The following is a 23,041-nucleotide window of genomic DNA, read 5'->3' as shown; positions in this document are numbered from 1 at the left end:
CTACCGCCAGCAGACTCGGAGCGGCCGTCAGGCCTCCCACCCGCCGGAACCCTTCGAGAGGGCCTCGTCGCCATGCCCGGACCATCCGCACCCGCCATCACCGAGACCGGCCGCACCCGGCGCCCGCCCGCTCTTCCGCCGCCGGCGGGGAACGGCAGGCTGCTCGGCGCCGCCGTGATCGACAGCGTGGGCAGCGGCCTCGTCGTCGCCTTCGTCCTGGTCTACTTCGCCCGCACCACCACGCTCTCGCTCGCGGCGGTGGGCGGCGCGCTCTCGCTGGCCCGGCTGCTGGCCGCGCCGACCGCCGTCTGCGTCGGCCCGCTCATCGACCGTTGGGGCGCCCGCCGGACGGCCCTCGCGGGCAACGCGGTCTCGGCGGTCGGCTATGCCGGCTTCCTGTGCGGACACGGCGTCTGGCAGATCGTCCTGGTGACCTGGCTCGCCCAGGTCGGGGCCGTCACCTACTGGACGTCGAGCAGCGGTCTGGTGGTGCTCGCCGCCGAGGCCGCCGCCCGCCCGCGCTGGTTCGCCCTGCTGCACACGCTCCGCAACTCGGGGCTCGCGGTCGGCGGCGCGCTCGGCGCGCTGCTGGTCGGCGCGGCCGGCACGGCGGGCCTGAACGCCGTCATGGTCGCGAACGCCGCGAGCTATGCCGCCGCGGCCCTGCTCCTGGCCCGGTGGCGGCCCGTCCGCGAACCCTCCGCGGGGGCCGGGGTCCGGGCCCGGGAACCGGAGCGCCGCCGGGTCGCCGCCGTGCGGCCGGACGGCGGGTACCGTGCGGTGCTCCGGGACCGCCGCTACCTCCTGCTGGTCGCCGTCAACGTGAACTTCGTCTTCACCGCGCTGGTGCTGAACCTGCTGCTCGCCGTCCACATCACGACCGGTCTGCACCGCCCCGCCTGGATCGCCGGCGTGCTACTGGTGGTGAACGGTGTGCAGGTGGCCGTCACCCAGACCGGCGTCAGCCGCCGGCTGGAGCGGTTCCGCCCGGTGCGGGTCATCGCCGCCTCGGCGCTGCTCAACGCCGTGGCCTTCGGCCTCTTCGCGGCCGTCCGCCTGACGCCGGGCTGGTGCGTCCTCGGCGGGCTCCTGCTCGGCATCGTCCTCTACACCCTCGCGGAGACCGCGGCCACACCGTTCTCCGCGGACCTCAGCGTCTCCCTGGCGCCGGAGCACCTGCGCGGCCGGTACCTGGCCGTCCACCAGCTGTCCTGGACCTTCGGCCAGACCGTGGCGCCCGGTGTCCTCACCCTGCTGCTGACCCGGGGCGCCGGCTGGCCTTGGCTGTTCCTGATCGCGCTGAGCCTGGCCGCCGTCCCGGCGCTGCTGCGGCTGGAACGCCTGATCGACGCCCCGGCGACGGCCGTGGATCCGGTGGCCGCCGATGCCCGGATCGCGCGGTGACGATCCCGGGCGGTGGACCCACGGACGGTGGACCGATCGACGGGCTCAGGAGGTGCCGGTGAAGTCGACCTCCTTCGTGCTCACCGTGCCGGCCGTCCGGCCCGGTGCCGCCTGGTAGGACCAGTACAGGTTGGTGTGCGCGACGACCTGCTCCGGCGGCGGCGCACCCCAGGCCGTCAGGTCCTCCGTGGTGTGGGCGTCACCGACCAGGACCGCGTCGTAGCCGCGGACGACTGCGCCGTGCAGCGTCGACCGGATGCAGGCGTCGGTCGGGGCACCGACGACGATCAGCCGCCCCACGCCGAGCCCTGCCAGCACCGATTCGAGCACGGTGTCCTCGAAGGAGTCGCCCCAGTTCTTGGGGACGAGCGGCTCGTCCTCGCCCGGCACCAGCTCGGGGACGATCCGCCACTCCTCGCTCTCCCTGACGAGGTGTTCGTCGGAGTGCTGGACCCAGACGACGGGCACGCCCTCCCGCCGGGCCCGCTCCACCAGGCTGCCGATGTTCGCGACCACGGCGTCGCGCTCATGGGCCCCGGCGACGACGCCGGTCTGCACGTCGACGACCACCAGGGCGGTGTTCGGCCGGTTCTCGAGTGTGGTCATGGTCTTCCCTTGCTCGCGCCGAGGTCTGAACCCGCCACGCTAGACCCACCCGCTGACAGTCCGTCGCACCCCGGCGTGGCAATCCCGGCGGGCGGCGCGCGTGGTGGCCGGGTAGCGTACGGCTCGGCCCGAGGGCGTTCCGCGCCCGGCCGCGGAAGACGGAGGCGGAGAGGGACGTGGGGGCGGCTGCTGTGGGTACGAGTGTTCAGGAGCGCTGGACGCCGTCGGGAGTGAGACTGCGGCAGGTGTCGGCGGACGAGGGGCGGTGGAACTGGCTGCTGGTGCCGGGCGGCCCGGGCCTGGGGTCGGAATCCCTGCGTGGCCTCGCCGTGGCGGCCGGTCTGCCGGGTTCGGTCTGGCTGGTCGACCTGCCGGGGGACGGTTCCAACCGCGCCGGCCCCCGGATCCCGGCCCGTCCGTACTCCCGGTGGCCGGACGTCCTGGCCGAGGCCGCCCGGGAGCTGGACGACGTGGTCATGGTCGGCCACTCCACGGGCGGGATGTTCCTGCTCTCCGTCCCCGAACTGGAGCAGGAGCTCGCGGGCATGGCGCTGGTGGGCAGCGCGCCGCACGCCGGCTGGCGCCCGCACTTCGCCCGGTGGGCCGAGACGCATCCGATCCCCGCCGTGGAGACCGCCGCCCAGGCGTACGCCGCGGGCCCGGACGACCGGACCCTGCGCGCGTTGACGCTGGCCGCCGCACCCTGGAGCTTCACCCCCGACGGGCTGGCCGAAGGCCGGGCCCTGCTGGCGGAGTTGCCGTACTGCCAGTCCGCGGTGGCCTGGGCCGACGCCCACTTCGACGAGGACTACCGGGCGGGGTGGGCGCCGCGGACACTGCCCACCCTCGTCGTCGGCGGCGCCCTGGACCGCGTGGTCGACCAGGGCGTCTGGCACGACGCCGGTGACTTCGACCGGCCGAACGTCCTCCGGCGGACGATCGAGCGCGCAGGCCACTTCCCCTGGATCGAGAACCCGGCCGCGGTCCGGGAGGCCTTCGCGGACCTGACGGCGATGCTGCACTGAGCCACGGCGGGCCGGCCGGACCCGGTGCGGCGGGCGTCCTGCCGGTGCCCTACCGTGGGCACCGCCGGTACCGGGTGGCGAGGACGGGAGTCTCAGGTGGACGTGCCGCTGATCCTGCTGAGGGACCTCGCGCGCGACCAGGTCGTCCCCTGGCTGGCCCGGGTGCGGGCCGGGCGGCGGGCCGCGCTCGTCGCGGCGGGCGGCGCCGCCCGGATGCCCTGCCGACTCGCGTCGGTGTCCCGGCTGGAGCTGTTGGACGGCGCCTCGGCCGGCCACCTCCTGGTCGAACCGGGGACACCGGCCCTGCGGTTCACCGGACGGCGGGCGGGACCCGAGATCGAGATCCCCGTGGGCGGACAGGTCGTGGTGGTCACCGGCGCCGAACCCGACCGGTTCGCGAGCCGGGTCGGCCGCACGGTGACCCGCTACGAGAGCGTCCCCGGGCGTCCGGTGTGGATCGAGACGACCGCGCACGACGCGCTCCTCGTCCGCCGGGCGCTGACCGCCGCACCACTCGCCACCCCGGCCGGGGTGGCGCGCCGACCGGTCAGGACCTGACGGCCCGCCTCACCAGGGGAGCGGCCCCTCGGCGTCGAAGTAGCCCCCGGTGGGTCCGTCCGGGCCGATCTGCGCCATCCGCACGATGATCTCGGCGCCCTGCTCGACGGTCTGGATGCCGGTGTTCCCGTTCAGGTCCGTCCTGGTGAAGCCGGGCTCCACGGCGTTGATCCGGATGGCCGGGAACGCCTTCGCGAACTGCACGGTGATCATGTTCACCGCGGCCTTCGAGGCCGGGTAGGCGACGCCCGGGTACGCGGCCGCCGGGGTGCCCGGGCGGCTGACCCGGGTCAGCGAGGCCAGGCCGCTGCTGAGGTTCACCACGACCGGAGCGGCCGAGCGCTGGAGCAGCGGGAGGAACGCGTGGGTGACCCGCACCGTGCCGAAGACGTTGGTCTCGAACGTCCGCCGCATCAGTTCGGCGGTCACCTCGGCGGCGCCGATCACCCTGTTCCCGTCGCCGCGCTCCTCGATGCCCGCGTTGTTGATCAGGACGTCGAGCCCTCCGTCGGCCTCCACCGCCTTCGCCGCGGCGTCCACGGACGCGTCGTCGGTGATGTCGAGCACGAGCAGGCGCGCGCCCAGCCGCTCGGCGGCCTGCCGCCCCCGCTCCGCGTCCCGCGCCCCGATGTAGACGGTGTGCCCCGCGGCGACGAGCCGGCGGGCGGTCTCGAAGCCGAGACCCTTGTTCGCTCCGGTGATCAGTGTGGTCGTCATGCGTCCAGACTCGCGTCCAGGGGCCGTGTCCGACCAGTGCCCCGGCCGTCCTGGGACTCCCGGTACCAGGACGGGGCGCGGCCCCCGCGCCACACTGGACACCATGGCGCATGCGGAATTCGGACCGGCAGTACGCCGATGGCGCGACCGGGTGCCGCCGGAGGCGGCCGGGCTGCCCTCCGGCGGACAGCGGCGCGCCGCCGGACTGCGCCGCGAGGAGCTCGCCCTGCTGGCCGGCATCTCCGTCGACTACGTCACCCGGCTCGAACAGGGCCGGGCCTCGCATCCCTCGGCGCAGGTCGTCGAAGCCCTCGCGCGCGCCCTGCGGCTGTCGGGTGCCGAGCGCGCCCACCTGTTCCGGCTGGCCGGGCTGGCGCCGCCGGGCCCGGAGACCGTCCCCGCGTACATCACCCCGAGCGTCCAGCGCCTGTTGGACCGGCTGGCCGGAACTCCCGTCGCGGTCTACGACGCGTCGTGGACGCTGCTCACCGCCAACGCGCCCTACGCGGCCCTGATGGGCGATCCGTCCGGCTGGCGGGGGAACGAGCGCAACGGCGTCTGGCGCAACCTGGTCGGTCCGGGCAGCCCCGTCCGGCACACGCCGCAGGAACGGCGGGCGTTCGAGGCCGGCCTGGTGGCCGACCTGCGGGCGGCCGCCGACCGGTATCCGGCCGACCCGCGACTCCGGCGGCTGGTCGCCGACCTGCGCGCCGCCGGCGGGCGGTTCGCGGAGCTGTGGGACGCCGGCGCGGTCGGCACCCACGAAGCCGCGCGCAAGACCATCGACCACCCGCACGTGGGCGCGGTGACGCTGGACTGCGACGTGCTCACGGTGGCCGGCAGCGACCTGCGGATCATGGTCTACACCGCCGAGCCCGACAGCGAGGACGCCGAACGCCTGGCCATGCTCACGGTGCTCGGCACCCAGGCCCTGACCGGCTAGTGCTCGGGTGGCGTCCGCCCGGATGCGGTCGGCGGCACAGGTCGGCTCCTGGTCAGGCAGAAGGGATGCCCGGCCGGGTCGGAGAGGACCCGCCACCTGTCGCCGCCGGGTTGGTGCTCCGGCCTGATCGCGCCCAGTTCCATCAGCAGGGCCTCGGCCTCGTCCAGGTCGTCCACCGCGAAGTCGAGGTGCATCTGCTGCGGCGCCGTCCGGTCGGGCCACCGGGGAGCCCGGTAGCCGTCGACGCGCTGGAAGCCGAGGAAGAGCCCGTCCTCGCGGGTGAGGCCGGCGAAGTCGCCGTCGGAGTCGGGGTGAGGCTCGAACCCGGTGGCCTGCCGGTAGAACGCGGCCAGCGCCTCGGGCTCGGCGCAGTCGAGTGTGATCGCGGTCAGCTTCATCTGCAGGGGCATGGCGTCACACCGTAGTGATCGGTGCTCACCCACGGCCACCTGATTGCCGAGGACCGCCCGGTACGACTCCGATGTACCGGGCAGTCCGTCCGCGGGAGGCCGCGACGTCGTACGGGAGCACCGGACCCGAGCACCGGGTCCTCGCCCCGGCGGCCGACGGCCGTTCCGGTGGGGCCGTGACGGGCCCGGCCCGGCTTCCCGCGACCGCGCTGCGCCATGTCGCCGTCCGACCGTCAGGGGCGGTCGAACAGGCCGCCATTGACAGCCGGCGGCGGGGCTCGATGTAATTCGGTACGCAGCGTTCCGGCCGTTTTCGGGCTGTTCCCGGGGAAAGCAGGACATCATGGGTACGGAATTCGAACCGGGCGGTGCCGGGCATTCCAGGATCGCCGCACTGTACGCGCGCGACGAGACGTGCCGGGCCCTGGGAATCGCCCTGGACGAAGTCTCCAGCGGGCGTGCGCTGATGCGCATGCGGGTGACAGCCGGGATGTTGAACGGCCATGGGACGGCGCACGGCGGGTACTTGTTCCTGCTGGCAGACGCGGCATTCTCGTACGCCTGCAACAGCTACGGCCCGGTCACCGTCGCGCAGGCCGCGCAGGTCACGTTCCTGGCCCCGGCGGCGGTCGACGACGACCTGGTCGCCGAGGCGGTCGAGCGGGCACGGTCGGGGCGGCACGGAATCTACGACGTGACCGTCCGGCAGGCGGCCGGGAAGGTCGTGGCGGAATTCCGCGGCCAGAGTGTGATGCTCTCCGGAAAGCCGTTCGGCGACTGAGCGGGCCGCCGCATTTCCGTCGCCCGCCGTTCATTCGGTTTCCATGCGCCGGACCGCTCCGGCCGACGGCGGGCGGCGGGCGGGCCCGAATCGCCGGCGCTTGAAAGCCGCCGGGGCGAACGACATCGGTCGCCCGCCCCGGCGGCTTTCGTGCGTCAGCGCGTCCGCCGGTCCGCCGGTTCGTGGGTCAGGCGGGCGGGCGCTCGTCGACGACCTGTCGGAGCTTGCCCGTCCGCGGGTTGGTGAGCAGTTCGGAGCGTGGCACCCACTCGATGACCAGCGGGTGGATGGTGCCGTCGGCGACCTCGTCCGGGTACTGGGGGCGGGCCGCGTAGACCGCCTCGACGAGTCGCTCGCTCAGGCCCGGGGAGGCTCCTCGGTGCATCCCAGGCGAAGGATCAGGCCGTCCCGGCCGTCCCATCGGCGTTGCACCATCTGCATGCCGGCGATGACCCGACCCGGGTCGGCGGCGAGCAGCACCGCGCGGATGTCCTCGGACGGCATCGCGGTCGACCCGACCCGGGCACCCTCCTCCGACCGGCCCAGGAGGCGGAACCTCTGGCACTCGGGGTCGACCCACTCGGCGCGGTCCCCGGCCGGGTAGCGCAGGATCGGCATCAGGGTGCGGAACAGGTTGGTGACCACGACCCGGCCCGGCACGCCGACGGCCGTGATCGGCTCACCGGTCGCTTCGTCGACGAGCTCCACCACCGTGCGGTGCGGGAAGGCCTCGTGGACGCGGACGTCCTCGCCGGGCACCGGCGCGGCGACCAGCCCGGCGTCGACCGACGCGTAGCCCACCGAGGAGACGGCGGCCTTCGGGAAGGCCCGTGACAGGATCGGCCGGAGGTCGTCGAAGAGCAGGTCGCCGCCGAAGAGCAGCAGCTCCACGGAGTCGGCGACCCGCCCGCACCGGACGAGGTGCTCGGCCACCGCGCTCAGCTTCATCGGCTCGCCCGCCAGGACCTGCACGCCGAAACCGGCGATCAGGTCGGCGATGTAGTCGTCGGGGGCGGTGCCGCCGACCGGGAGGCGGACGTTGTCCACCGGCGCGTGGTGCAGCGCTCCCTCGATGAAGAGGAACCCGCTGTAGAGCTCGCCGGCGCGGAACAGGTTGGCCACCCGGTGCCCCGCCTTGAGGCCGGCCCGGACGATGCCGGCACCGAAGGCCGTCACCGCGTCGGTGTGCTCGGTTCGCGTCCACGGGGAGAACTTCGGGGCACCGGTGGTGCCGCCGGTCTTGTAGACACCTGCGTCGTTCAGCGGACCGGTCAGCAGCCGGTTGTCCGGCCAGGTGTTCGCCGCCCAGAACGCGGCCTGGTCGAGGACGGGCAGCTGGGTCAGGTGCGAGACCGTCCGCGGCACGTCCCGGTACGTCTCCGCGTAGAACGGGGAGTTCGCCCGGGCGTGGTCGACCAGTTCCTGAAGGGGTTTCGCGGGCACTGCATCTCCTGATCTCTACGGGGATTCGGGCTGCCCGATCCAGGTGCGGGCGAGTGATTGCACGGTCGAGCCGTCCCGGTCGGCCAGCTTGTGGCCCACGTGGTCGGCGGCCCACCGGTTGGCGGGGACTCGGAAGGCGGGCCGGTCGGCGCGAAGGGTCCGCACCACGACCTCGGCGACGTCCTGCGCCACCTGTCCGGCCCCCTCCCAGCCCTGGCTGCCGATCCACGCGACGTAGTCGGCGAAGGTGGGCGCGTAGGGGCCGGAGGCGGCCTGCACCGTTGCGCGGTTGATGTCCGGGAAGATGCCGAACGAGGTGTCACGGACGAATCCCGGCACCACGATCGACACATCGACACCGTGGGCCGCGGCGACCGGCGCCAGGCTCTCCATGAATCCCTCGACGGCGAACTTCGCAGCGCAGTAGGCCTCGTTGAACGGCTGGCCGACGACGCCGTGCACGCTGCCGATGGTGACCAGCCGGCCGTGCCCGGCCCGCAGCAGCGGCATCGCGGCCCGCGTCACCGCGACGACGCCGAAGAAGTTCACCTCCAGGTTGGCCCGCAGCGCCGCCATCGTCGACATCTCCACGGTGGGGTCGAAGTTGGAGATGCCGGCGTTGTTGACCACCGCGTCCAGCCGTCCGTACGCCTGCGCGACGTCGTCGATGCAGGCCGCCACCGAGTCGGCGTCGGTCACGTCGAGCCGGCGGATGTCCACCGTGACACCGGCCCGCTCCGCCGCGTCGCGCAGCGCGCCCGCCCGGTCCGTGTCCCGCATGGTGGCCACCGCGGTGAAGCCGGCCCGGGCCGCGGCGACCGCGGTGGCCAGCCCGATGCCGGAGGACGTCCCGGTGATCAGCGCGATGCGCTGTTCCGTCGTCATGGCGTGCTGTCCGCGAGGGCGGGCTCGGTGCCGGCGGCCGGGTCGGCGCCGGACGCCTGATCGCGCTCCCGATCGGCCGCGTCGAGCAGCGGCTGGATCCGGACGGCCGGCAGGAAGGAGAACGCCGCCAGCAGCGTGCCGCCGGCCATCGTCACCCGCGCGGCGTCGAGGATCCCCATCGAGTCGGTCAGCAGGCTGACGGCCAGACCGCCGGCGAGGGCGGCCAGCGGGATCACGCCCCAGGTCACCGTCCGGTACGCCGCGTGCATCACGCCCTGGTTCCCGGCGGTCATCCGCGACTGCCGGGCGGGTGCGCTGCAGACATTGATGCACGACATGAAGAAGCCGTAGCAGCCCATCGTCACGGCGAGCACCGGACCGGACGGCAGAGCGGGCGCGGCGAGGACGCCGAGCCCGACCAGGCAGTGCAGCAGGAGGCCCCAGGCCATCGTCCGCCCGGTGCCGAACCGTTCGCTGATCTTCGGGGACACCACGGCGCCCAGCAGCGCGCCGACCGCCGCGACCGACATGGCCGCGCCGAACACCCCGACCGACACGCCGAGCCCCCGGTACGCGAGGACCGGCAGCACGGTGACGAAGACGGGGCCGCCGCAGTTGAGCGTCACCGCGGACACGACCACCCGCCGCAGCACCGGATCGGCCCAGTTCAGCCGGAAGCCCAGCGTCAGCCGCTCCCGTACGGAGCCCTGGACGACCGTCCGCTCGCCCCAGGGGTGCATCGAGCGGAAGCACACGGCCGACACCAGGTAGCTGGCGGCGTCCACGAGCAGGGCGGCCACGCCGAGCGCGCTGTAGAGGCCGGCCGCGATCGACGGTCCGGCCACCTCGGACACCGAGCGGCTGCCCTCCAGCCGCGAGTAGGCGCGGACGAGGTGGTCCTTCGACACGACGGCCGGCACGGCGATGAGGTAGCCGACGGTGAAGAAGATCGTCGCGCCGCTGATCACCGCCACGCAGCCGAACAGCAGTGGGGTGGACAGCCACCCCAGCCAGTACGCCAGCGGGATGACGGCCACCGCGGCCAGCCGGACGAGGTCGCAGACGAGCATCGTCCAGCGCTTGTTCCACTGGTCGACGAGGACGCCGGCGACCGGCCCGAGCAGCGGGATGCCCAGGTACTGGGCCATCGCCACGATGCCCACCTGCAGGGCGGACGCGTGCAGGACGAAGATCATCAGGGTCGGCACGACGAAGACGGTGACCCGGTCGCCGACCGTGCTGACCGCCTGCCCGGCCCAGAACAGGTTGAACCCGCGGCCCAGCGAGACCGGCAGTCGGGGCTTCACGACTCCTCCCGGACGACGAACGTGGCGGTCTTGCCCGTCCGGTCGTTGCTGATCAGCCCGTCGACCTGCCGGACCTGGAACGACTGCGGATCGTGCTGGAAGGCGGTGCTGAGCGTGAAGGTCGCGGAGAGCAGCTCCCGGCGCAGCCGCTCGATGTCCACGGTGGCGCCCCGGTCGGCCAGCAGCAGCACCTCCACGGTGCCGACCCGGCCGCCCTGGTGGGTGATCAGGACCTGGGCCCGGGAGACGCCCGGCTCGCGCTCCGCCCGGGCGACCACCTCGGCCACGTCCAGGCCGAGGCCGCGGACCTGCACCACGCTGTCCTGGCGGCCCAGGACCTGCATCGCCCGGCCGGGCCGGCCGCACGGACAGGCCACCAGCCGGCCGGCGTCGCCCGTCCGGTAGCGCAGCACCGGGTTCAGCATCTCCGGGTTGAGCGTGGTGAAGTCCAGCCGGTCGTCCGGTCCGACGTGCACCAGCTGTTCGGGCAGCGGATGGAAGGTGTCGTCCGGGCAGTCGGGGGTGTTGGTGCCGACGACCCAGGTCTCGGTGCTGCCGAACATCCCCCAGCGGCGCGCGTCGGGGGCCACCGCGGCCATGTCCTCCTCCAGTTGGGGCTGCCAGGCCTCGCCGAGCCAGAGCACCTTGCGCAGCGCGGGAAGCTTCAGGCCGGCGGCGCGGGCGTGCGCGAACCAGAGCCGGAGCACGCTCGGGGTGCCGCCGATCGCGGTCACCCGGCGGGCGGCGAGGAAGGCCAGCCAGCCGGGGTACTCGTCGGCGGTGACGGAGCCCACCGCGATGATCCGGCACCCGGACAGGTCCGCCAGTGCGGCGGCGAGGAAGTGCGCGCCCCACATCCGGCCGGCGCCCCACGCGTTGACGAACACGTCGTCGTGGTCCAGCGGCTGCCAGTGCGCGTGGACCCCGGCCATGTAGAAGCCGGTGGGTGCGTGGCCGACCTTGGGCGCGCCGGTGCTGCCACCGCTCTGGAAGATCCAGGTGGCCGTCTGCTCCGAGCGCGGTTCGAGGTGCGCGAGGGCGACGTTGAGGTCGTCCTTCAGCAGCGGAGGCAGCGCGGCGACCTGGTCGAGCGTCAGCGGTTCGCCGTGGTCGGCGTAGCGCGGCGCCAACCCGGGCACCGTGCGCAGCCGTTCCAGTGTCCGGCGGGCCACGTGCAGGTGCGGCTCGGCCGCCTCCGGCGGCAGTGAGAACGACGGCGTCATCGGGTCTCCTCTCCGCGCCGGACATGACCGCACCGGCCGTGGTGGTGGTGTTGGCCAGCCACTTCGCGTGGGCGTCCCGGTAGGCGGCGAACCGGGCGCGGGTGATGTCCCGCTGGATCGAGCGGTGCGGGTCGTCGAAGTCCGGGGCGATCACGCCGTCCGGCTCGAGTTCGGAGAACCAGTACCGCTCGCCGTCGAACAGGAAGTCGACGCAGAAGAAGGGGATCGGCAGCCGTTCGGCGAAGTAGGCAGTGGCCTCTGCCAGTTCGTCCGGTATCGGCGCGAACTCCATGGTGCCGCCGCGGCTGGCGTTGGCCACCGGCGAGCCGGCCTCCGGGGTCCGCTTCAACAGCCCGTACGGCTTGCCGTCGACGACGTACACCCGGTGGTCGACCGTGCCGTCGCCCAGGTAGGGCTGGACCACGAGGGTGGTGTCCCCGCCCTGCGCCAGGCTGGCCAGGCCGCGGATGTCCTCGGCGCTGCGCGCCAGGTTGATGCCGCCGCCGCCGCACCAGCCGGCGGGCTTGACGATCGCCGGGTAGGTCATGTTCGCGAGGGCCACCTCGTAGAGGTGCTTGCCGACGTCCCGCCCGGTGCCGATCCGGATCGACGGGATCGGGGGCACCGGGGAGCCGTCCAGGTGCAGCAGGGTGGCCAGCTTGTCGTTGCCGATGAGCGACACCTGCGGCGGGAACGGCAGGTAGAACCCGGCCTGTTCGAGGACGGCGTACAGCGCGTACTGGTTGAAGACGTCCATCGACTGGTAGGGCAGCGAGTAGAGCGCGGTGACGAACAGCGTGTCCTCGGGCGTGACCAGTTCGTCGTCCACGTACACCCGGGGCCTGCCGCGGACGGTGCCGTCGACCGTCACCGCGTCGGGGGAGTGCCTGGTCCAGCTCATCCCGCACTCCTTGGCGACCTCCGCGTAGAGGTCCCAGAAGTAGTGCTTCCACATCGCGCCCGTCCGGGTCGACTCCCGGTCGGGGAAGATCCAGCACATCCGGCGCAGCGGGCCGCCGGCCTCGGGGTCGTCCGGGGTGAGTACGGCGTTGGCCGTGCTGGGGGTGCCGGACGCGCTGTCCGGTCGTTCGTCCTGTGCGGAGACGGGTTTCACGGCGGGTCCTTCCGGGGGAGGTTCAGGAACACGGTGCGCCGGACTGCTCGGCCCACCATCGGCGGCCGGGCTCCGGGAGGGTGTCCACCGGGTCGTAGTAGGGGTGGCGCCGGTCGAGCAGCGCATTCGGGTCGGTGTCGTCGCCCGTGCGGACCTCGAGTCCGGTGCGGTAGTTCTTGGTCCAGTACGAGATGCCGCGTTCGCGGTCGTAGGCCACGGCCTGGTGCACCCAGCGTTTGCCGACGTGCGGCACGTCGCAGACGATGCGCGGCGTGGCGTAGCCCGGCAGGTAGCCCATGATCGCCTCCTGGAGCACCTGGGCCTCGTGCACGGAGGTCCGCCAGTGCTCGGCGCTGGGGATCATGTCGCAGAGGTAGAAGTAGTAGGGCAGGATGTTCGCCTCGTCCTGCAGGGCGAAGCAGAGGTCGAGCAGGTCCTCGGCGGTGGCGTTGACCCCGCGCATCAGTACGCCCTGGTTGCGGACGTCCCGAATGCCCGCGTCCAGCATGGCCCGGGCCGCCTCGGCGACCAGTGGCGTCACGGACTGCACGTGGTTGGCGTGCGTGTGGACGGCGAGGTTGACCGAACGCCGGGCGGCCACCGCGGCCACCCGGCCCAGCCCCTCCACCACCTTCGGCTGCAGCCAGTGCTGCGGCAGCCCGACCACGGCCTTGCTGGCGAGCCGGATGTCGCGCACCGAGCCCAGTTCCAGCAGCCGCAGCAGGAACGACTCCAGTTGCGGCCAGGGCACGTTGGCGAGGTCGCCGCCGGAGACCACCACGTCGCGCACGGTCGGGGTGCGCTTGAGGTAGTCGAGCATCTGCTCCTGCCGGTCGGCCGGCCGGAGCACCAGTCTCGCCTTGGTGACCTGCGGGGTGGAGTTGCCGACCAGGTCCATCCGGGTGCAGTGCCCGCAGTACTGCGGGCAGGTGGAGACCAACTCGGCCAGCACCTTGGTGGGGTAGCGGTGGGTCAGGCCCTCCACCATCCACATCTCGGCCTCGTGCAGCGAGTCGCGCTCGGCCTTCGGGTGACTGGGCCACCGCGGGTGGCGGTCCGCCCGCACGGGCAGCATGTAGCGGCGCACCGGGTCGGCCAGGAACGCCTCGGTGAACCCGTGCGGGTCGGTCGGCGCGTACGGCGCCATGGTGTTGAGCATCTGCGGCGGCAGCAGCATCGACATCGTCGCGAACTGCTCCTGATCGGCCGCGAGTTCCTCGTACAGCCGGTCGGTGAGCAGCCCGCCCGTGACGGCCTGCAGCTGCCGCGCGTTCTTGACGCAGTGGGCCCGCTGCCACTGGGCATCGCGCCACTGCGCCGTGGTGACATGCCGCCAGCCCGGCAGCCGCCGCCAGTCCGGCTCGGCCAGCGGGGTCCGTACGTACTGGTACGGCTGCCGGGTCGTGTGCTGGTCCATCGGGCGGCTCTACTGGCCGGAGAAGAGCGTGGCGAAGCGGGTCCGCAGCTCGCGCTTGAGCACCTTGCCGGTCGGGCCGAGCGGGAAGTCCGCTGCGGTCCGGGCGATGCTCACCGAGGCGAGTGCGGCAAGTCCGGCCTCCGTCAGCGCCTTGTTGGCGGCCTCCTGGACGTCCTCGGCCGAGCTGTGCGCGGCCTCGGCCTGCAAACGGACGACGGCGATGGGGCGTTGGCCCTCGCCGGCGGCCCCGGGCACGCCGACCACCGAGCAGTCCTGGATCAGGTCGGCGCAGTCGGCCAGCAGCACCTCCTCGATCGGCAGGCTGTAGACCGGGCCGGTCACGGTGTCGATCACGTCCACCGTGCGGTCCAGGTGGTAGAAGGAACCGTCGGCGTCACGGCGGGCCACGTCACCGGTCAGCCAGTAGCCGGCCAGCTCGAAGGTGGCGGTGAGCTTGGGGTTGTTCCAGTAGCCCGGGGTCCTGGACGGGGTGACCACACCGAGCATTCCGACCGTGCCGTCGGGGGCCTCGACGCCGTCCTCGTCCAGCACGGCCGCCTTGAGGACGACTTCGAGCGGCTTTCCGACGCAGCGGTCGTTGCGGACGCTCTCCGGCGTGGTCACCTGCCCGAACAGTGCCATCCCCATCTCGGACGAGCCCAGGCCGTCGATGAACTGCGAACCGGGCAGAGCCGGCCGCTCGGCCCGCTGCTGCGGCAGCAGCCAGGGCTCGATCAGCCCGGCCGGCCGCTCGCCGAGCTCCACCAGCCGCCTGATGTGCCCGTAGTGCGCGCTGTCGCCGGTGTTGAACCAGGAGTGCACCTTGGCCGCTCCGGCGACCGGGAGTTCACCGGTGGCCAGCTCGACGAAGGTCCGCGGGAAGGAGGCGACCATGGTGGGCCGGAAGGCCTCCATCACCGGCTCCACGACGGATCGCCGCCAGTCGGACATCACCACGGTCGGCAGGCCGAGCAGCGTCGCGGTCAGGAAGTAGCTGAGGCCGCCCGCGTGCGTGTGCGGCATCAGGGACATCAGCCGGTCGTACGGCTCGGCGGGGAAGCGCACCATGCGCGGCTGCTTGCCGTCCCAGAACTGGCGGTGCGCCAGCATGGTGGACTTCGGCGTGCCGGTGGTGCCGGAGGAGTGGATGAGCGCCACCACGTCGTCCGCGGCATGCCGGTACGGGTAGTCCTCGGGCAGCGAGGCCGACTCGGTGTCGAACGCCTGGATCTCCGCAGCCATGGCGATGAAGCGCGGCCGGCGCTGCGGGTCCTCGCGGTAGGCCGCGGCGAGCCGGGTGGGATCGTCCGCGACGACGCCGACCACGCCCACGTGGTTCAGGTAGCGGACCATGACGTCGTGCCGCATGGCGTCGTTGACCAGGGCGGGGACGGCGCCCAGTGCGGTGAGGGCGAGGAAGTGGAGCAGGGGTTCCAGACCCTCCCCGACCACCACCCCGACCGGATCGCCGGCCCGGACACCGTTCGCCCGGTACCACGTGGCGTAGCGGTCGCGCAGGGCGGCGAGGTCGAGCAGGCTGTGGCCACGCAGCACGACGGCGCCGCGGTGGTCCGTGTGGTGGCTGTAGGCGAACGGCACGGCACGGTTCGGGTTCGCCGCGATGGCATGGTCGAGGAAGTTGCCTGCACCGAGGCCGGGTTCGGTCATCAGCTGTTGCCGGACGGCGAGAGGTGCGACGGGACTCCGGTCGCTCATGGCGATCTCCTGAAGGCTGGCCCGACCCGGTTCTTGTGGAACCGGTGCCGGGCGAACGGTGTCGAGGAAGGCCGGTCCGCGGGGGACCGGTGGCGCAGGGGTGACGGCTGGGCGGTGGGTCGCTCAAGGAGATGGTCGAGCGGCCGGCGCCCGGGGCCGGTGAAGGTCGCGCGGTCGGGCTGGTGGGGCGCGGGGTGGGGCTGGTGCGGCGAGGGAGTTGGGCTGGTGGGGGCGCGGGGTTGGGAGCCCGGCTGGGCACGGGACCTGGCGGCCCCTCCGGAGTGGTGAATGCGGCGCCACTCCGGTGGTCGCCGGGTCGGGAGTCCGCTAGGGCAGGCCGAGGATCTCTGCCACCACGCGGTGGCCGGAGCGGACGGCGCCCTCCATGAGCCCGAAGTACTCGGTACTGGTCTCGGTGCCGGCCCAGTGCACCCGCCGGTGCGGCGTGGTCAGCGTCGGGCCGTGCCGGAGCCAGTCGCCCGGCCCGAGGAGTGCCGCATAACAACCTTGGCTGTACTGCTCGTTGACCCAGTCGGTGACGTGGAGGCCGATCGGGTCCGGGAGCATCGGGAACAGCCGGGAGGCCTGGTCGACCGCTGCCGCGCGCTGCTGCTCCGGGGCGAGTGCAGCGAATCGGTGCGCCTCGCTTCCGGTGACGAAGCCCGTCAGGACGCCGGGACCGCCCTCGGCGGGCGAGTCGTCCACGGTGGACAGCAGTGGGCCTTCGGCGCTGACCGACCAGCCGGAAAGCCCGTGCTCGCGCCAGACCGGCTCGGGGTAGATCAGGTTCACCTTGACCGCGCAGCCGCGGGCCGTCCGTCCGCTTGCCCGGGACACCGGCAGCTCAGGATGGTGGCCGAGGGCGGTGGCCAGCAGCGGCGGCAGAGCGATCACCGCAACGTCCGCCCGATAGGTGCCGTGCGCGGCGTGGACGGTGACCCCGTCGCTGTCCTGGTGGACCGCCCGTACGGGCTCGGACAGCCGCACCTGCGCGCCCGGCCGCTCGGCCAGGCGTTCGGCGAGCCGCTCGCAGACCCGGTGCGCCCCGCCCGCGATCCGATCCTGCTGAGCACCGCCCTCGAAGGCGTTCAGGTAGCGAATGCCGCCGCCCGAGCGCAGGTAGAAGGCCATGTGCAGGACGGAGACGTCGGCCGGATCGGCGGCCATCATCTCGCCCAGGAAGAGCGGGAAGAAGAGCTGTGCGTCCGGGTGGGTCAGGTGCTTCTCGGCCCACTCGGCCGCGGTCAGGGTGTCGAGCCGTTCGGCATCCGGCGTCAGCCAGGGCGCGTCGGGACGGACGGTGGCGGTGAGCTCGTCCAGCAGCTCGAACATGTCGCCGAGCGCCACGGCGTTGAGCGGCGGGAACCGACCGTCCCTGGTGGTGTCCCCCGTGCCGAGCGCGAAGCGGCTGGCGCCGGCCATCGTGGTCGGTGTGGTCTTGAGGTCCAAGTCCGCCAGCAGGGCGAGAAGTTCGGTGTGTCGCTCGCCGAGGTAGGCGGCGCCGGCGTCGATCCATCGGTCGGGAGCGACCTGGAGGCCGTGGGTGCGGCCGCCGACCCGATCGCGCGCCTCGAGTACGGTGACCTCGATCCCGCAGGCCGCCAGCCCGGTGGCAGCGGTGAGGCCGGCGAGCCCGGCTCCCACCACGACGGCACTGGCGACGCCTCCGCGGCCCGCGGCGACGAGTCCTGGCGTGGGCCCGAGTTCCGTCCTGGGCCTGGGCCCGGGAGAGGTGCCGAGCGAGGGACCGTGGGAAGGGTCGAGAGAGGTGCCGAGTGAGGGGCTGCGGGCAGGCTCGGGCGAGGGGCCGTGGGACGGACCGAGCGTGGCGGAGCGGTCGTTGCCGGTCACCGGGCGGCCGCGATCGCAGTGGCCAGGCCCTGCGGCGTGGGCGCGAGCAAGAAGTCCTCGAACGTCAGCTCCACGCCGTGGCTGCGGGCGATGGCGCTCAATACCCGGGTGGCGATCAGCGAGTCGCCGCCGAGCAGGAAGAAGTCGGAATCCGGCGTGATGTCGGGAGTCTCCAGTACGCGACGGAAGATCGCCACCACACCTGCCACACCAGCCACATCCGTCCCCGTGCCTGCGCCGATGCCTGCGCCGATGCCGGGTGCCGACGCGGTCTCGATGCGAGGAGCGGCCTCCGTGCCCGGCCCGGAGGGCCGGCCCCCGGGTGACGTGCCGGTGGCGTCGGCGGCCGTGGTGGTGGTGTCAACGCTCATCGAAGGTCTCCTTTGACCTGATCGGGGGTCGCGTGTCGCTGATGGGAGGCTGTTCGGTCGACCTTGCCGCTGGCGGTGAGGACCAGGCCGGGGACGACGGTGATGCGGCTCGGCACCAGATGGCCCGGCACCCGCCCGCGCAGGTACGACCGGACTTCGCTGTCCAGGGTCGAGGTCTGTGCGTGCCGTCGCGGCACCACGTAGGCGACAAGGGTGGACCGTCCGGCGACCGTGGCCCCGGCCACCGCCACCGCGCTCACCTCGGGGTGGCCGGCGATGTGAGCCTCGACCTCGGCCGGGTCCACGCGGATGCCGCGCACCTTGATCTCGTGGTCCAGCCTGCCCTCGTGGATGAGGACGCCGTCCGGCGAACTGCTCACCCGGTCGCCCGTGCGGAAGCAGCGCTCGCCGTCGAGGGTGGTGAACCTGGCCTCGGTGGCCTCCGGTAGCCCGAGGTAGCCGAGCGCCAGAGCGATGCCGCTGATCAGCAACTCGCCCTGCTCGCCGATCCGTTGAACGACGTGGGGCAGTGCCCGGCCGATCGGTGCGCGGGTGCCGATGTCCCACCGGGTGCCGGGGAGGAGGCCTGGGGCCCGCACAGGTCGACGGCGTGGGTCACCAGCGTGGTCTCGGTGCAGCCGTAGGTGTTGACCAGTCGGATCCCTGTGGTGTCCAGGCTGCTCCAGTCGGCCAGGCGGGCAGGGTTCGCCGCCTCCCCGCCGATCACCACGAGCCTGAGGCAGCTGGGCAAGGGCTGCTGGTCCTCGGTGAGGTGGAGCACGAGCTCGTGCCAGAAGGCGGTGGGGAGGTCGAGCACCGTGATCCGCTCGCGCTCGACCATCCGGAGGAACCGGTGGAAGGATCCCGAGTGGGCCTCGCTGTCGAGGACCAGGGCTGCTCCGGTGGTGAGGGCCGGCAGGATCTCCTCGAAGGAGGTGTCCCAGTTCAATGAGGCGAACTGCAGGACGCGGTCGTCGGGCGTGAGGGCGAAGAGGCCGCTCAGCGCGTGCACTGCGCTGGAGATGGCCCGGCGCGGAGTGACGACGGGTTTCGGTTGCCCGGTCGAACCCGATGTGAAGAGAATGTATGCCGGCATGTCGTGGGCGACTCTGTTCCGGGCACTGCCGGGCGCGTCTGCCGCGAGGGGACGTTCTGCGGCGGCTAAGCCGGTGGCGGCCGAATCCCGAGGGTCTGTGAACGGGGTTCGTGACGCGGCCGGGGCCGGTTCCGTGGCGGGCCCTAACTCCATTAATTCCAGGTCGAGTCGGGACGCCTGCTCGCGGTCGCTGCCGACGATTGCGCGGCATCCGGCCGCCGACACCATGGCCTGCTGACGCTGCAGCGGAAATGCCGGATCGACGGGGCAGTAGACGCCCCCTGCTGCGAGGATCCCCAGCAGTGCGACGACTGTTTCGGGAGTGCGGGTCGCCTGTACGGCAACTGCGCCCGGAATGGCTCCCAGGTCCGCCGTCAGGCGTTCGGCCAGGGTGTTCGCCAGCTCGTGGAGCCGGTGGTAACGCACGGTGTGCCCGTGGTGGAGGATCGCCGGACGCTGCGGATATCGGGTTGCAATTTCCGTGAACGCGTCAAGCAGATCAAAAGCAGCCTCGTTGATGCCGCGATTCTTTGACATGCCCGCCCCAAGTCGTGCTCGAGCGCCTGTCCGTGCTCGGCGAACCGGGACTCTACCTTCGAACATGCGCACCCACAATGGCTGTTGAGGGGATTACTTCTAGAACGCGTGCTTGAACTGTGAACGGTTCGACGATCTGGGCGGCATGTGGACCGATCAGCTTCGATCCGTGTGCAAGCCGCTACGCCGGGCCATTTTCAGTGCCGTCGTTCAGTCATGCCGACGAGGGGGACCGAACAGTCAGATCGGCCTAATTCGAGTGCGGTTGAGGGACAGCGCATGTGGACTGGGGCGACGGCCAGGGGTCTTCATAGGTTCTGAGCCCTTGCTGGGGCGTGGGTCTTGACGGCAGTGCCAAGGCCCGTAAAAGTGACTGGCGGTACGTCATATCAGTGCGGGGCGGCGGGCCCGGGGCGGGTGCTCCTGTCTCGTGGGGAAGCGTGTACCCCTTGGTCCGCCGACGACGGCGCTGCACCCGTGGGTCGGGCGAGCGCGCGAAGCCGGCGGACCGAGGTGGCTTGGCATGTGAGGCGTTGCGGCTTGGCCTACTCGGTGCGCAGCGCCGCGATGGTGCTTGTCCTGGCCGCCCAGCCTGCGGGGATCAGGGCACCGATGATGCCGATGAGCAGGCCGCCGAGCCCGAGGAGGACGAGTTCGGGAGCGGGGAGGACGTGGATGGCCGCGGACGGAAAGTCGAGACCGGCGCTGTGCCCCATGGCGGGAACGGTTGCCGCGTGCAGTGCCAGGCCGGCCGGTAGGCCGATGGCGCCGCCGGCCAGGCTGACCGTCACGACCGATGCCAGGACCATGGCGATCGTCTGGCGGGGCGTCATGCCCAACGCCTTGACGACGCCGATGTCGCGTACCCGTTCACGGGTCTGGAGGACCACGGTGCTGAGTACGCCCAGCGCCGCGACGGCGATCAGCATCAGGGTGAGGGCGGCGGTCAGCGAGTCGAGGGCGATGATCACGTCGCTGGAGCCGTTGGCCCCGGAGGCGGTGGCCGTGAGACTCAGCGGCGACAGTGCGCGGTTCAGCGCGTCGATGTAGTCGGACCGGTTCGTGCGGGGTTCGACGTGGATGGAGTATGCCGTGGGGCGCAGATCGGGGATGGCGGTGCTGAGCGTTGCCCCGTCGGTGAGGACCTCATTGGTCTGGGTGTGCGGGTCGAATACCTCGCCGACGATCCGAACCGGGACGGCTCTGCCCCGGGCGTGAAGAGTGACCGTGTCCCCGATGCGGCTGGCGGTCGCGGTCAGGAAGGTGGCGGGGACGACGGCTTCGCCGGAGCCGCGGAACCAGCGCCCGGTGACGATTGCGTAGCCAGCGCGGGAGGAATCCCCGGTGAAGGTGGTCACGGTGGTGGAGCCGGGCACGCCGGCCACGGTCACGTCGGTGTCGGCGGTGCCGTACCACCAGCCTGTCCCGGGCTGGGCGGTGACGACGGTGGTGATGGCCGACGGGCTGATGGCGGTCGGGGCCACGGTGGCCGGCCGCTGCTGAACGGGGCTCCGCTGACCCGCACCGGGTGGTGGGCCGAACGTATGGATGACCACGTCCGCGGTGTCGTGATTCTTGGCTTCCTGCACCCAGTTCAGCGATGAGGCCATGCCGACGGCGAAGGTGGTGGCGGCTGTGCCGAACACGATCGCTGCGACCATGCCGGCCGCGCGGGCGGGCCTGGCGAAGGGGAGGGCGAGACCGAGACTGACCGGCCGGGGGATCGGCAGTCGGGCTGCGAGCCGTGCGGCGCCCTGTCCGCGTCCGGTTTTCCCGGCCCGTCCGACGGCGAGTGCGTCGACAGTGCGCAGCCGTCCTGCCTGCAATGCGGCCGCCCACGCGGTGACCGTCACCAGGATCAGGGCGCCTGCCGCCACTGCGACGTCCACCCAGGGTGCTATGCCTGCCGTTGCGGTTCCGTAGACCTCAGCGGTCGTGGACAGCACAGGGACGGCGAGGGCGTTGCCTGCGATGAGGCCGCTGGCGACGCCGATCGAGGCCGGGATGAGCGCTTGGCCCATGTAGGAACGGACGACCTGGGCCGGGGTGAACCCGACGGCCTTCAGGATGCCGATGCGTCGCCTGCCCGTACCGACCGCGCCGGCCACGACGTTGCCGACGACGAGGACGGACATGAGGATGCCGAGGAGGCCGAAGGCAAGGAGGAAGGGGATGAACAACGCAGTGTTCCGGTCGGTGCCCCGCTTGGTCGTGAGCCACGACAGGGTGCCGGACACGGCTCCGCGGGGAACCGCTGCCGCGACTGCGTCCCGGTCGGTCGCGAGCTGTGCGGGGGTGCCTGCCGCAGTGAAGCGGTAGAGCATCTGGTAGCCCCCGGGTGTGCCGGGTGCCGTCAGGGCGCTGATCTCGGGCGGTGAAACCCAGGCGTCGGCCGTCCGGCTGACCGACCGTGCGAGGCCGACGACGGTCACGGTCGGGTCGCCGGGAAGGCCGGGGAATCGCAGCTTCGTGCCGATCTGCCGAATCGGGCCGTCGTAGGCGTCCGACAGCACGATCTGGCCGGGACCGGAGGCCCATGACCCCTGGAGGAGCGTCACCGTGTCGACGGCGCCGCCCGGGTCGGTGCGGCCGACCACCGTCATCGGCGGCAGGTTCACCCCGGCGGGCAGGCCGAGTTCCGAGCCGTCCTGTGGGTCGACGGTGCTGGTCGGGAACGGACCGGCGGCCGCGCTGACGCCGGGAGCGTGCGCGGAGGCCGCGACCTGAGCTGCACTCGCCCCGCCCGCGTCGAACCATGCCGTGAGATGGGCCCCGCGCTGCCGGGCGAACGCCTGGTCGAAGGGGCCGTTGGAGGCCGCCAGCAGCGAGCCACCGAGGACGGAAGCAGTCGCCGCGACCGTGGTGGCAAGCCCCAGGACGAGTGTCTGGACCCGTCGGTGGCGCACGCCGGAGCGGACGACCTTGCCGAGGCCGCTCACCGGGCGGCCGCCGTTCGGACGTCGGCCGCGATGCGACCGTCGACGATCCTGATCGTCCGCGTCGCGCAGGACTGCGCCAGGGTCAGGTCGTGTGTGACCGTGACGATCGTCTGGCCGTCGGCGTGCAGCTCCTGGAACAGGGCCTTGACGTCCTCGCCGGATGCGGTGTCCAGCGCCCCGGTCGGCTCGTCGGCCAGCAGCAACGCGGGACGGTTCATCAAGGCACGTGCCACGGCGACCCGCTGACGCTCGCCACCCGACAAGCGCCCCGGGTTGGCCCGGGCATGGCGTGCGACACCGAGGGCATCGAGCAGCTCGGCCGCCCGGCGGCGTGCGTCGCCGCGCGCCATCCCGGCGACCTCGGCCGGCAGCAGCACGTTGTCGATCACCGTCAGGTCGTCCAGCAGGTTGAAGAACTGGAAGACCATGCCGACCGTGGCCCGCCGGTAGCGTGCCGAGCCGGCCTCGCCCAACCGGTCGACGCGCACCCCGCCCACCGTGACCGCCCCCGACGTCGGTCGGTCCAGGCCGGCGATCACGTTGAGCATCGTCGACTTGCCGCTGCCCGACGGCCCGAGGACCGCCACCGATTCTCCGGCGTGCACAGTCAGCGACACGTCGTCCAGGGCCGGCGGCCCTTCGTCGTATCGGCGGCTGACGCCGCTCAGCTCGATCACCGGCTCGGTCATCATCGTCTC

22 protein-coding genes and 1 pseudogene are annotated in these 23,041 nt (G+C 72.5%); 6 read left to right on the top strand and 17 right to left on the bottom strand.

What is annotated here, in order from left to right; all coding sequences use genetic code 11:
* The first annotated feature begins 72 nt into the window (after positions 1-72).
* Positions 73-1,404 carry an MFS transporter gene (locus ABEB13_RS04285; protein ID WP_345704350.1) on the top strand — a complete coding sequence of 444 codons (1,332 nt, stop codon included), beginning with the start codon at positions 73-75 and terminating at the stop codon, positions 1,402-1,404.
* Between the two features lie 45 nt (positions 1,405-1,449).
* Here the strand turns inward: ABEB13_RS04285 and ABEB13_RS04280 are convergent, their stop codons facing one another.
* Complete coding sequence (locus ABEB13_RS04280; protein WP_345704349.1) at positions 1,450-2,010, bottom strand: isochorismatase family protein; 561 nt, start codon at positions 2,008-2,010, stop codon at positions 1,450-1,452.
* Between the two features lie 245 nt (positions 2,011-2,255).
* Here ABEB13_RS04280 and ABEB13_RS04275 point away from each other — a divergent pair, with 245 nt between their 5' ends.
* The gene (locus tag ABEB13_RS04275) at positions 2,256-3,035 is read left to right on the top strand and encodes an alpha/beta fold hydrolase (RefSeq protein ID WP_345704348.1); all 780 of its coding nucleotides are present in this window, start codon (positions 2,256-2,258) and stop codon (positions 3,033-3,035) included.
* Between the two features lie 96 nt (positions 3,036-3,131).
* Positions 3,132-3,593 (top strand): hypothetical protein, encoded by a 462-nt coding sequence (locus ABEB13_RS04270; RefSeq protein ID WP_345704347.1) that lies wholly within the window; start codon positions 3,132-3,134, stop codon positions 3,591-3,593.
* A gap of 9 nt (positions 3,594-3,602) precedes the next feature.
* Here ABEB13_RS04270 and ABEB13_RS04265 read toward each other — a convergent pair whose 3' ends face one another.
* Complete coding sequence (locus tag ABEB13_RS04265) at positions 3,603-4,310, bottom strand: SDR family oxidoreductase (protein ID WP_345704346.1); 708 nt, start codon at positions 4,308-4,310, stop codon at positions 3,603-3,605.
* A gap of 103 nt (positions 4,311-4,413) precedes the next feature.
* Between ABEB13_RS04265 and ABEB13_RS04260 the strand changes: the two genes are divergently transcribed.
* Positions 4,414-5,253 carry a helix-turn-helix transcriptional regulator gene (locus tag ABEB13_RS04260; protein WP_345704345.1) on the top strand — a complete coding sequence of 280 codons (840 nt, stop codon included), beginning with the start codon at positions 4,414-4,416 and terminating at the stop codon, positions 5,251-5,253.
* On the opposite strand, the gene ABEB13_RS04255 is transcribed toward ABEB13_RS04260, so the two are convergent.
* Positions 5,250-5,663: a VOC family protein gene (locus tag ABEB13_RS04255; protein WP_345704344.1), complete on the bottom strand. Its 414-nt coding sequence runs from the start codon at positions 5,661-5,663 to the stop codon at positions 5,250-5,252. The genes ABEB13_RS04260 and ABEB13_RS04255 overlap by 4 nt on opposite strands.
* 343 nt (positions 5,664-6,006) lie before the next feature.
* Here ABEB13_RS04255 and paaI point away from each other — a divergent pair, with 343 nt between their 5' ends.
* The gene (gene paaI / locus ABEB13_RS04250) at positions 6,007-6,444 is read left to right on the top strand and encodes a hydroxyphenylacetyl-CoA thioesterase PaaI (RefSeq protein WP_345704343.1); all 438 of its coding nucleotides are present in this window, start codon (positions 6,007-6,009) and stop codon (positions 6,442-6,444) included.
* Positions 6,445-6,631: 187 nt separating this feature from the next.
* Here the strand turns inward: paaI and ABEB13_RS04245 are convergent, their stop codons facing one another.
* The 6 genes and pseudogenes from ABEB13_RS04245 to ABEB13_RS40265 all read right to left on the bottom strand — a co-directional run.
* Positions 6,632-6,829 (bottom strand): hypothetical protein, encoded by a 198-nt coding sequence (locus ABEB13_RS04245; protein WP_345704342.1) that lies wholly within the window; start codon positions 6,827-6,829, stop codon positions 6,632-6,634.
* Positions 6,802-7,887, bottom strand: a complete 1,086-nt coding sequence (locus tag ABEB13_RS04240; protein WP_345704341.1) for a phenylacetate--CoA ligase family protein — start codon at positions 7,885-7,887, stop codon at positions 6,802-6,804. Before ABEB13_RS04240 ends, ABEB13_RS04245 begins: the two co-directional genes overlap by 28 nt.
* Positions 7,888-7,902: 15 nt before the next feature.
* On the bottom strand, positions 7,903-8,772 hold the full coding sequence (locus tag ABEB13_RS04235) for an SDR family NAD(P)-dependent oxidoreductase (protein WP_345704340.1): 870 nt from the start codon (positions 8,770-8,772) through the stop codon (positions 7,903-7,905).
* On the bottom strand, positions 8,769-10,079 hold the full coding sequence (locus ABEB13_RS04230) for an MFS transporter (protein WP_345704339.1): 1,311 nt from the start codon (positions 10,077-10,079) through the stop codon (positions 8,769-8,771). Before ABEB13_RS04230 ends, ABEB13_RS04235 begins: the two co-directional genes overlap by 4 nt.
* Positions 10,076-11,302, bottom strand: a complete 1,227-nt coding sequence (locus ABEB13_RS04225) for a phenylacetate--CoA ligase family protein (protein ID WP_345704338.1) — start codon at positions 11,300-11,302, stop codon at positions 10,076-10,078. Before ABEB13_RS04225 ends, ABEB13_RS04230 begins: the two co-directional genes overlap by 4 nt.
* A gap of 181 nt (positions 11,303-11,483) precedes the next feature.
* A pseudogene (locus ABEB13_RS40265) lies at positions 11,484-11,849 on the bottom strand (ATP-grasp domain-containing protein); the annotation flags it as partial.
* A 238-nt stretch (positions 11,850-12,087) separates the two neighbouring features.
* On the opposite strand from ABEB13_RS40265, the gene ABEB13_RS04220 reads away from it, so the two are divergent.
* Positions 12,088-12,231 (top strand): hypothetical protein, encoded by a 144-nt coding sequence (locus ABEB13_RS04220; protein WP_345704337.1) that lies wholly within the window; start codon positions 12,088-12,090, stop codon positions 12,229-12,231.
* A 207-nt stretch (positions 12,232-12,438) separates the two neighbouring features.
* Here the strand turns inward: ABEB13_RS04220 and ABEB13_RS04215 are convergent, their stop codons facing one another.
* The 8 genes from ABEB13_RS04215 to ABEB13_RS04180 form a co-directional block, all read right to left on the bottom strand.
* Entirely contained in the window at positions 12,439-13,833 is a 1,395-nt protein-coding gene (locus ABEB13_RS04215) for a KamA family radical SAM protein (protein ID WP_345704336.1), read from the bottom strand.
* Between the two features lie 9 nt (positions 13,834-13,842).
* Positions 13,843-15,549 (bottom strand): class I adenylate-forming enzyme family protein, encoded by a 1,707-nt coding sequence (locus ABEB13_RS04210; protein WP_345704335.1) that lies wholly within the window; start codon positions 15,547-15,549, stop codon positions 13,843-13,845.
* A gap of 327 nt (positions 15,550-15,876) precedes the next feature.
* Entirely contained in the window at positions 15,877-17,196 is a 1,320-nt protein-coding gene (locus ABEB13_RS04205; protein ID WP_345704334.1) for a flavin monoamine oxidase family protein, read from the bottom strand.
* A gap of 200 nt (positions 17,197-17,396) precedes the next feature.
* The gene (locus ABEB13_RS04200; RefSeq protein ID WP_345704333.1) at positions 17,397-17,771 is read right to left on the bottom strand and encodes an acyl carrier protein; all 375 of its coding nucleotides are present in this window, start codon (positions 17,769-17,771) and stop codon (positions 17,397-17,399) included.
* Entirely contained in the window at positions 17,768-18,262 is a 495-nt protein-coding gene (locus ABEB13_RS04195; RefSeq protein ID WP_345704332.1) for an AMP-binding enzyme, read from the bottom strand. The genes ABEB13_RS04200 and ABEB13_RS04195 overlap by 4 nt, the downstream gene beginning before the upstream one ends.
* Positions 18,256-19,404 (bottom strand): AMP-binding protein, encoded by a 1,149-nt coding sequence (locus ABEB13_RS04190; protein WP_345704331.1) that lies wholly within the window; start codon positions 19,402-19,404, stop codon positions 18,256-18,258. Before ABEB13_RS04190 ends, ABEB13_RS04195 begins: the two co-directional genes overlap by 7 nt.
* 545 nt (positions 19,405-19,949) lie before the next feature.
* Entirely contained in the window at positions 19,950-22,343 is a 2,394-nt protein-coding gene (locus tag ABEB13_RS04185; RefSeq protein WP_345704330.1) for an ABC transporter permease, read from the bottom strand.
* On the bottom strand, positions 22,340-23,032 hold the full coding sequence (locus ABEB13_RS04180) for an ABC transporter ATP-binding protein (RefSeq protein ID WP_345709531.1): 693 nt from the start codon (positions 23,030-23,032) through the stop codon (positions 22,340-22,342). The genes ABEB13_RS04185 and ABEB13_RS04180 overlap by 4 nt, the downstream gene beginning before the upstream one ends.
* Positions 23,033-23,041: the final 9 nt, after the last annotated feature.

The sequence above is a fragment of the Kitasatospora paranensis genome (assembly GCF_039544005.1).
GTDB classification, from domain to species: domain Bacteria; phylum Actinomycetota; class Actinomycetes; order Streptomycetales; family Streptomycetaceae; genus Kitasatospora; species Kitasatospora paranensis.
This window is presented reverse-complemented; position numbering and strand designations above follow the sequence as displayed.

Bases quoted from the DNA above. Each gene is read 5' to 3' on its own strand.
- ABEB13_RS04285 (WP_345704350.1), top strand. From the start codon at position 73: ATGCCCGGACCATCCGCACCCGCCATCACCGAGACCGGCCGCACCCGG.
- ABEB13_RS04280 (WP_345704349.1), bottom strand. From the start codon at position 2,010: ATGACCACACTCGAGAACCGGCCGAACACCGCCCTGGTGGTCGTCGAC.
- ABEB13_RS04265 (WP_345704346.1), bottom strand. From the start codon at position 4,310: ATGACGACCACACTGATCACCGGAGCGAACAAGGGTCTCGGCTTCGAG.
- ABEB13_RS04260 (WP_345704345.1), top strand. From the start codon at position 4,414: ATGGCGCATGCGGAATTCGGACCGGCAGTACGCCGATGGCGCGACCGG.
- ABEB13_RS04255 (WP_345704344.1), bottom strand. From the start codon at position 5,663: ATGCCCCTGCAGATGAAGCTGACCGCGATCACACTCGACTGCGCCGAG.
- paaI (WP_345704343.1), top strand. From the start codon at position 6,007: ATGGGTACGGAATTCGAACCGGGCGGTGCCGGGCATTCCAGGATCGCC.
- ABEB13_RS04245 (WP_345704342.1), bottom strand. From the start codon at position 6,829: ATGCACCGAGGAGCCTCCCCGGGCCTGAGCGAGCGACTCGTCGAGGCG.
- ABEB13_RS04235 (WP_345704340.1), bottom strand. From the start codon at position 8,772: ATGACGACGGAACAGCGCATCGCGCTGATCACCGGGACGTCCTCCGGC.
- ABEB13_RS04225 (WP_345704338.1), bottom strand. From the start codon at position 11,302: ATGACGCCGTCGTTCTCACTGCCGCCGGAGGCGGCCGAGCCGCACCTG.
- ABEB13_RS04215 (WP_345704336.1), bottom strand. From the start codon at position 13,833: ATGGACCAGCACACGACCCGGCAGCCGTACCAGTACGTACGGACCCCG.
- ABEB13_RS04210 (WP_345704335.1), bottom strand. From the start codon at position 15,549: ATGAGCGACCGGAGTCCCGTCGCACCTCTCGCCGTCCGGCAACAGCTG.
- ABEB13_RS04200 (WP_345704333.1), bottom strand. From the start codon at position 17,771: ATGAGCGTTGACACCACCACCACGGCCGCCGACGCCACCGGCACGTCA.
- ABEB13_RS04190 (WP_345704331.1), bottom strand. From the start codon at position 19,404: ATGTCAAAGAATCGCGGCATCAACGAGGCTGCTTTTGATCTGCTTGAC.
- ABEB13_RS04180 (WP_345709531.1), bottom strand. From the start codon at position 23,032: ATGACCGAGCCGGTGATCGAGCTGAGCGGCGTCAGCCGCCGATACGAC.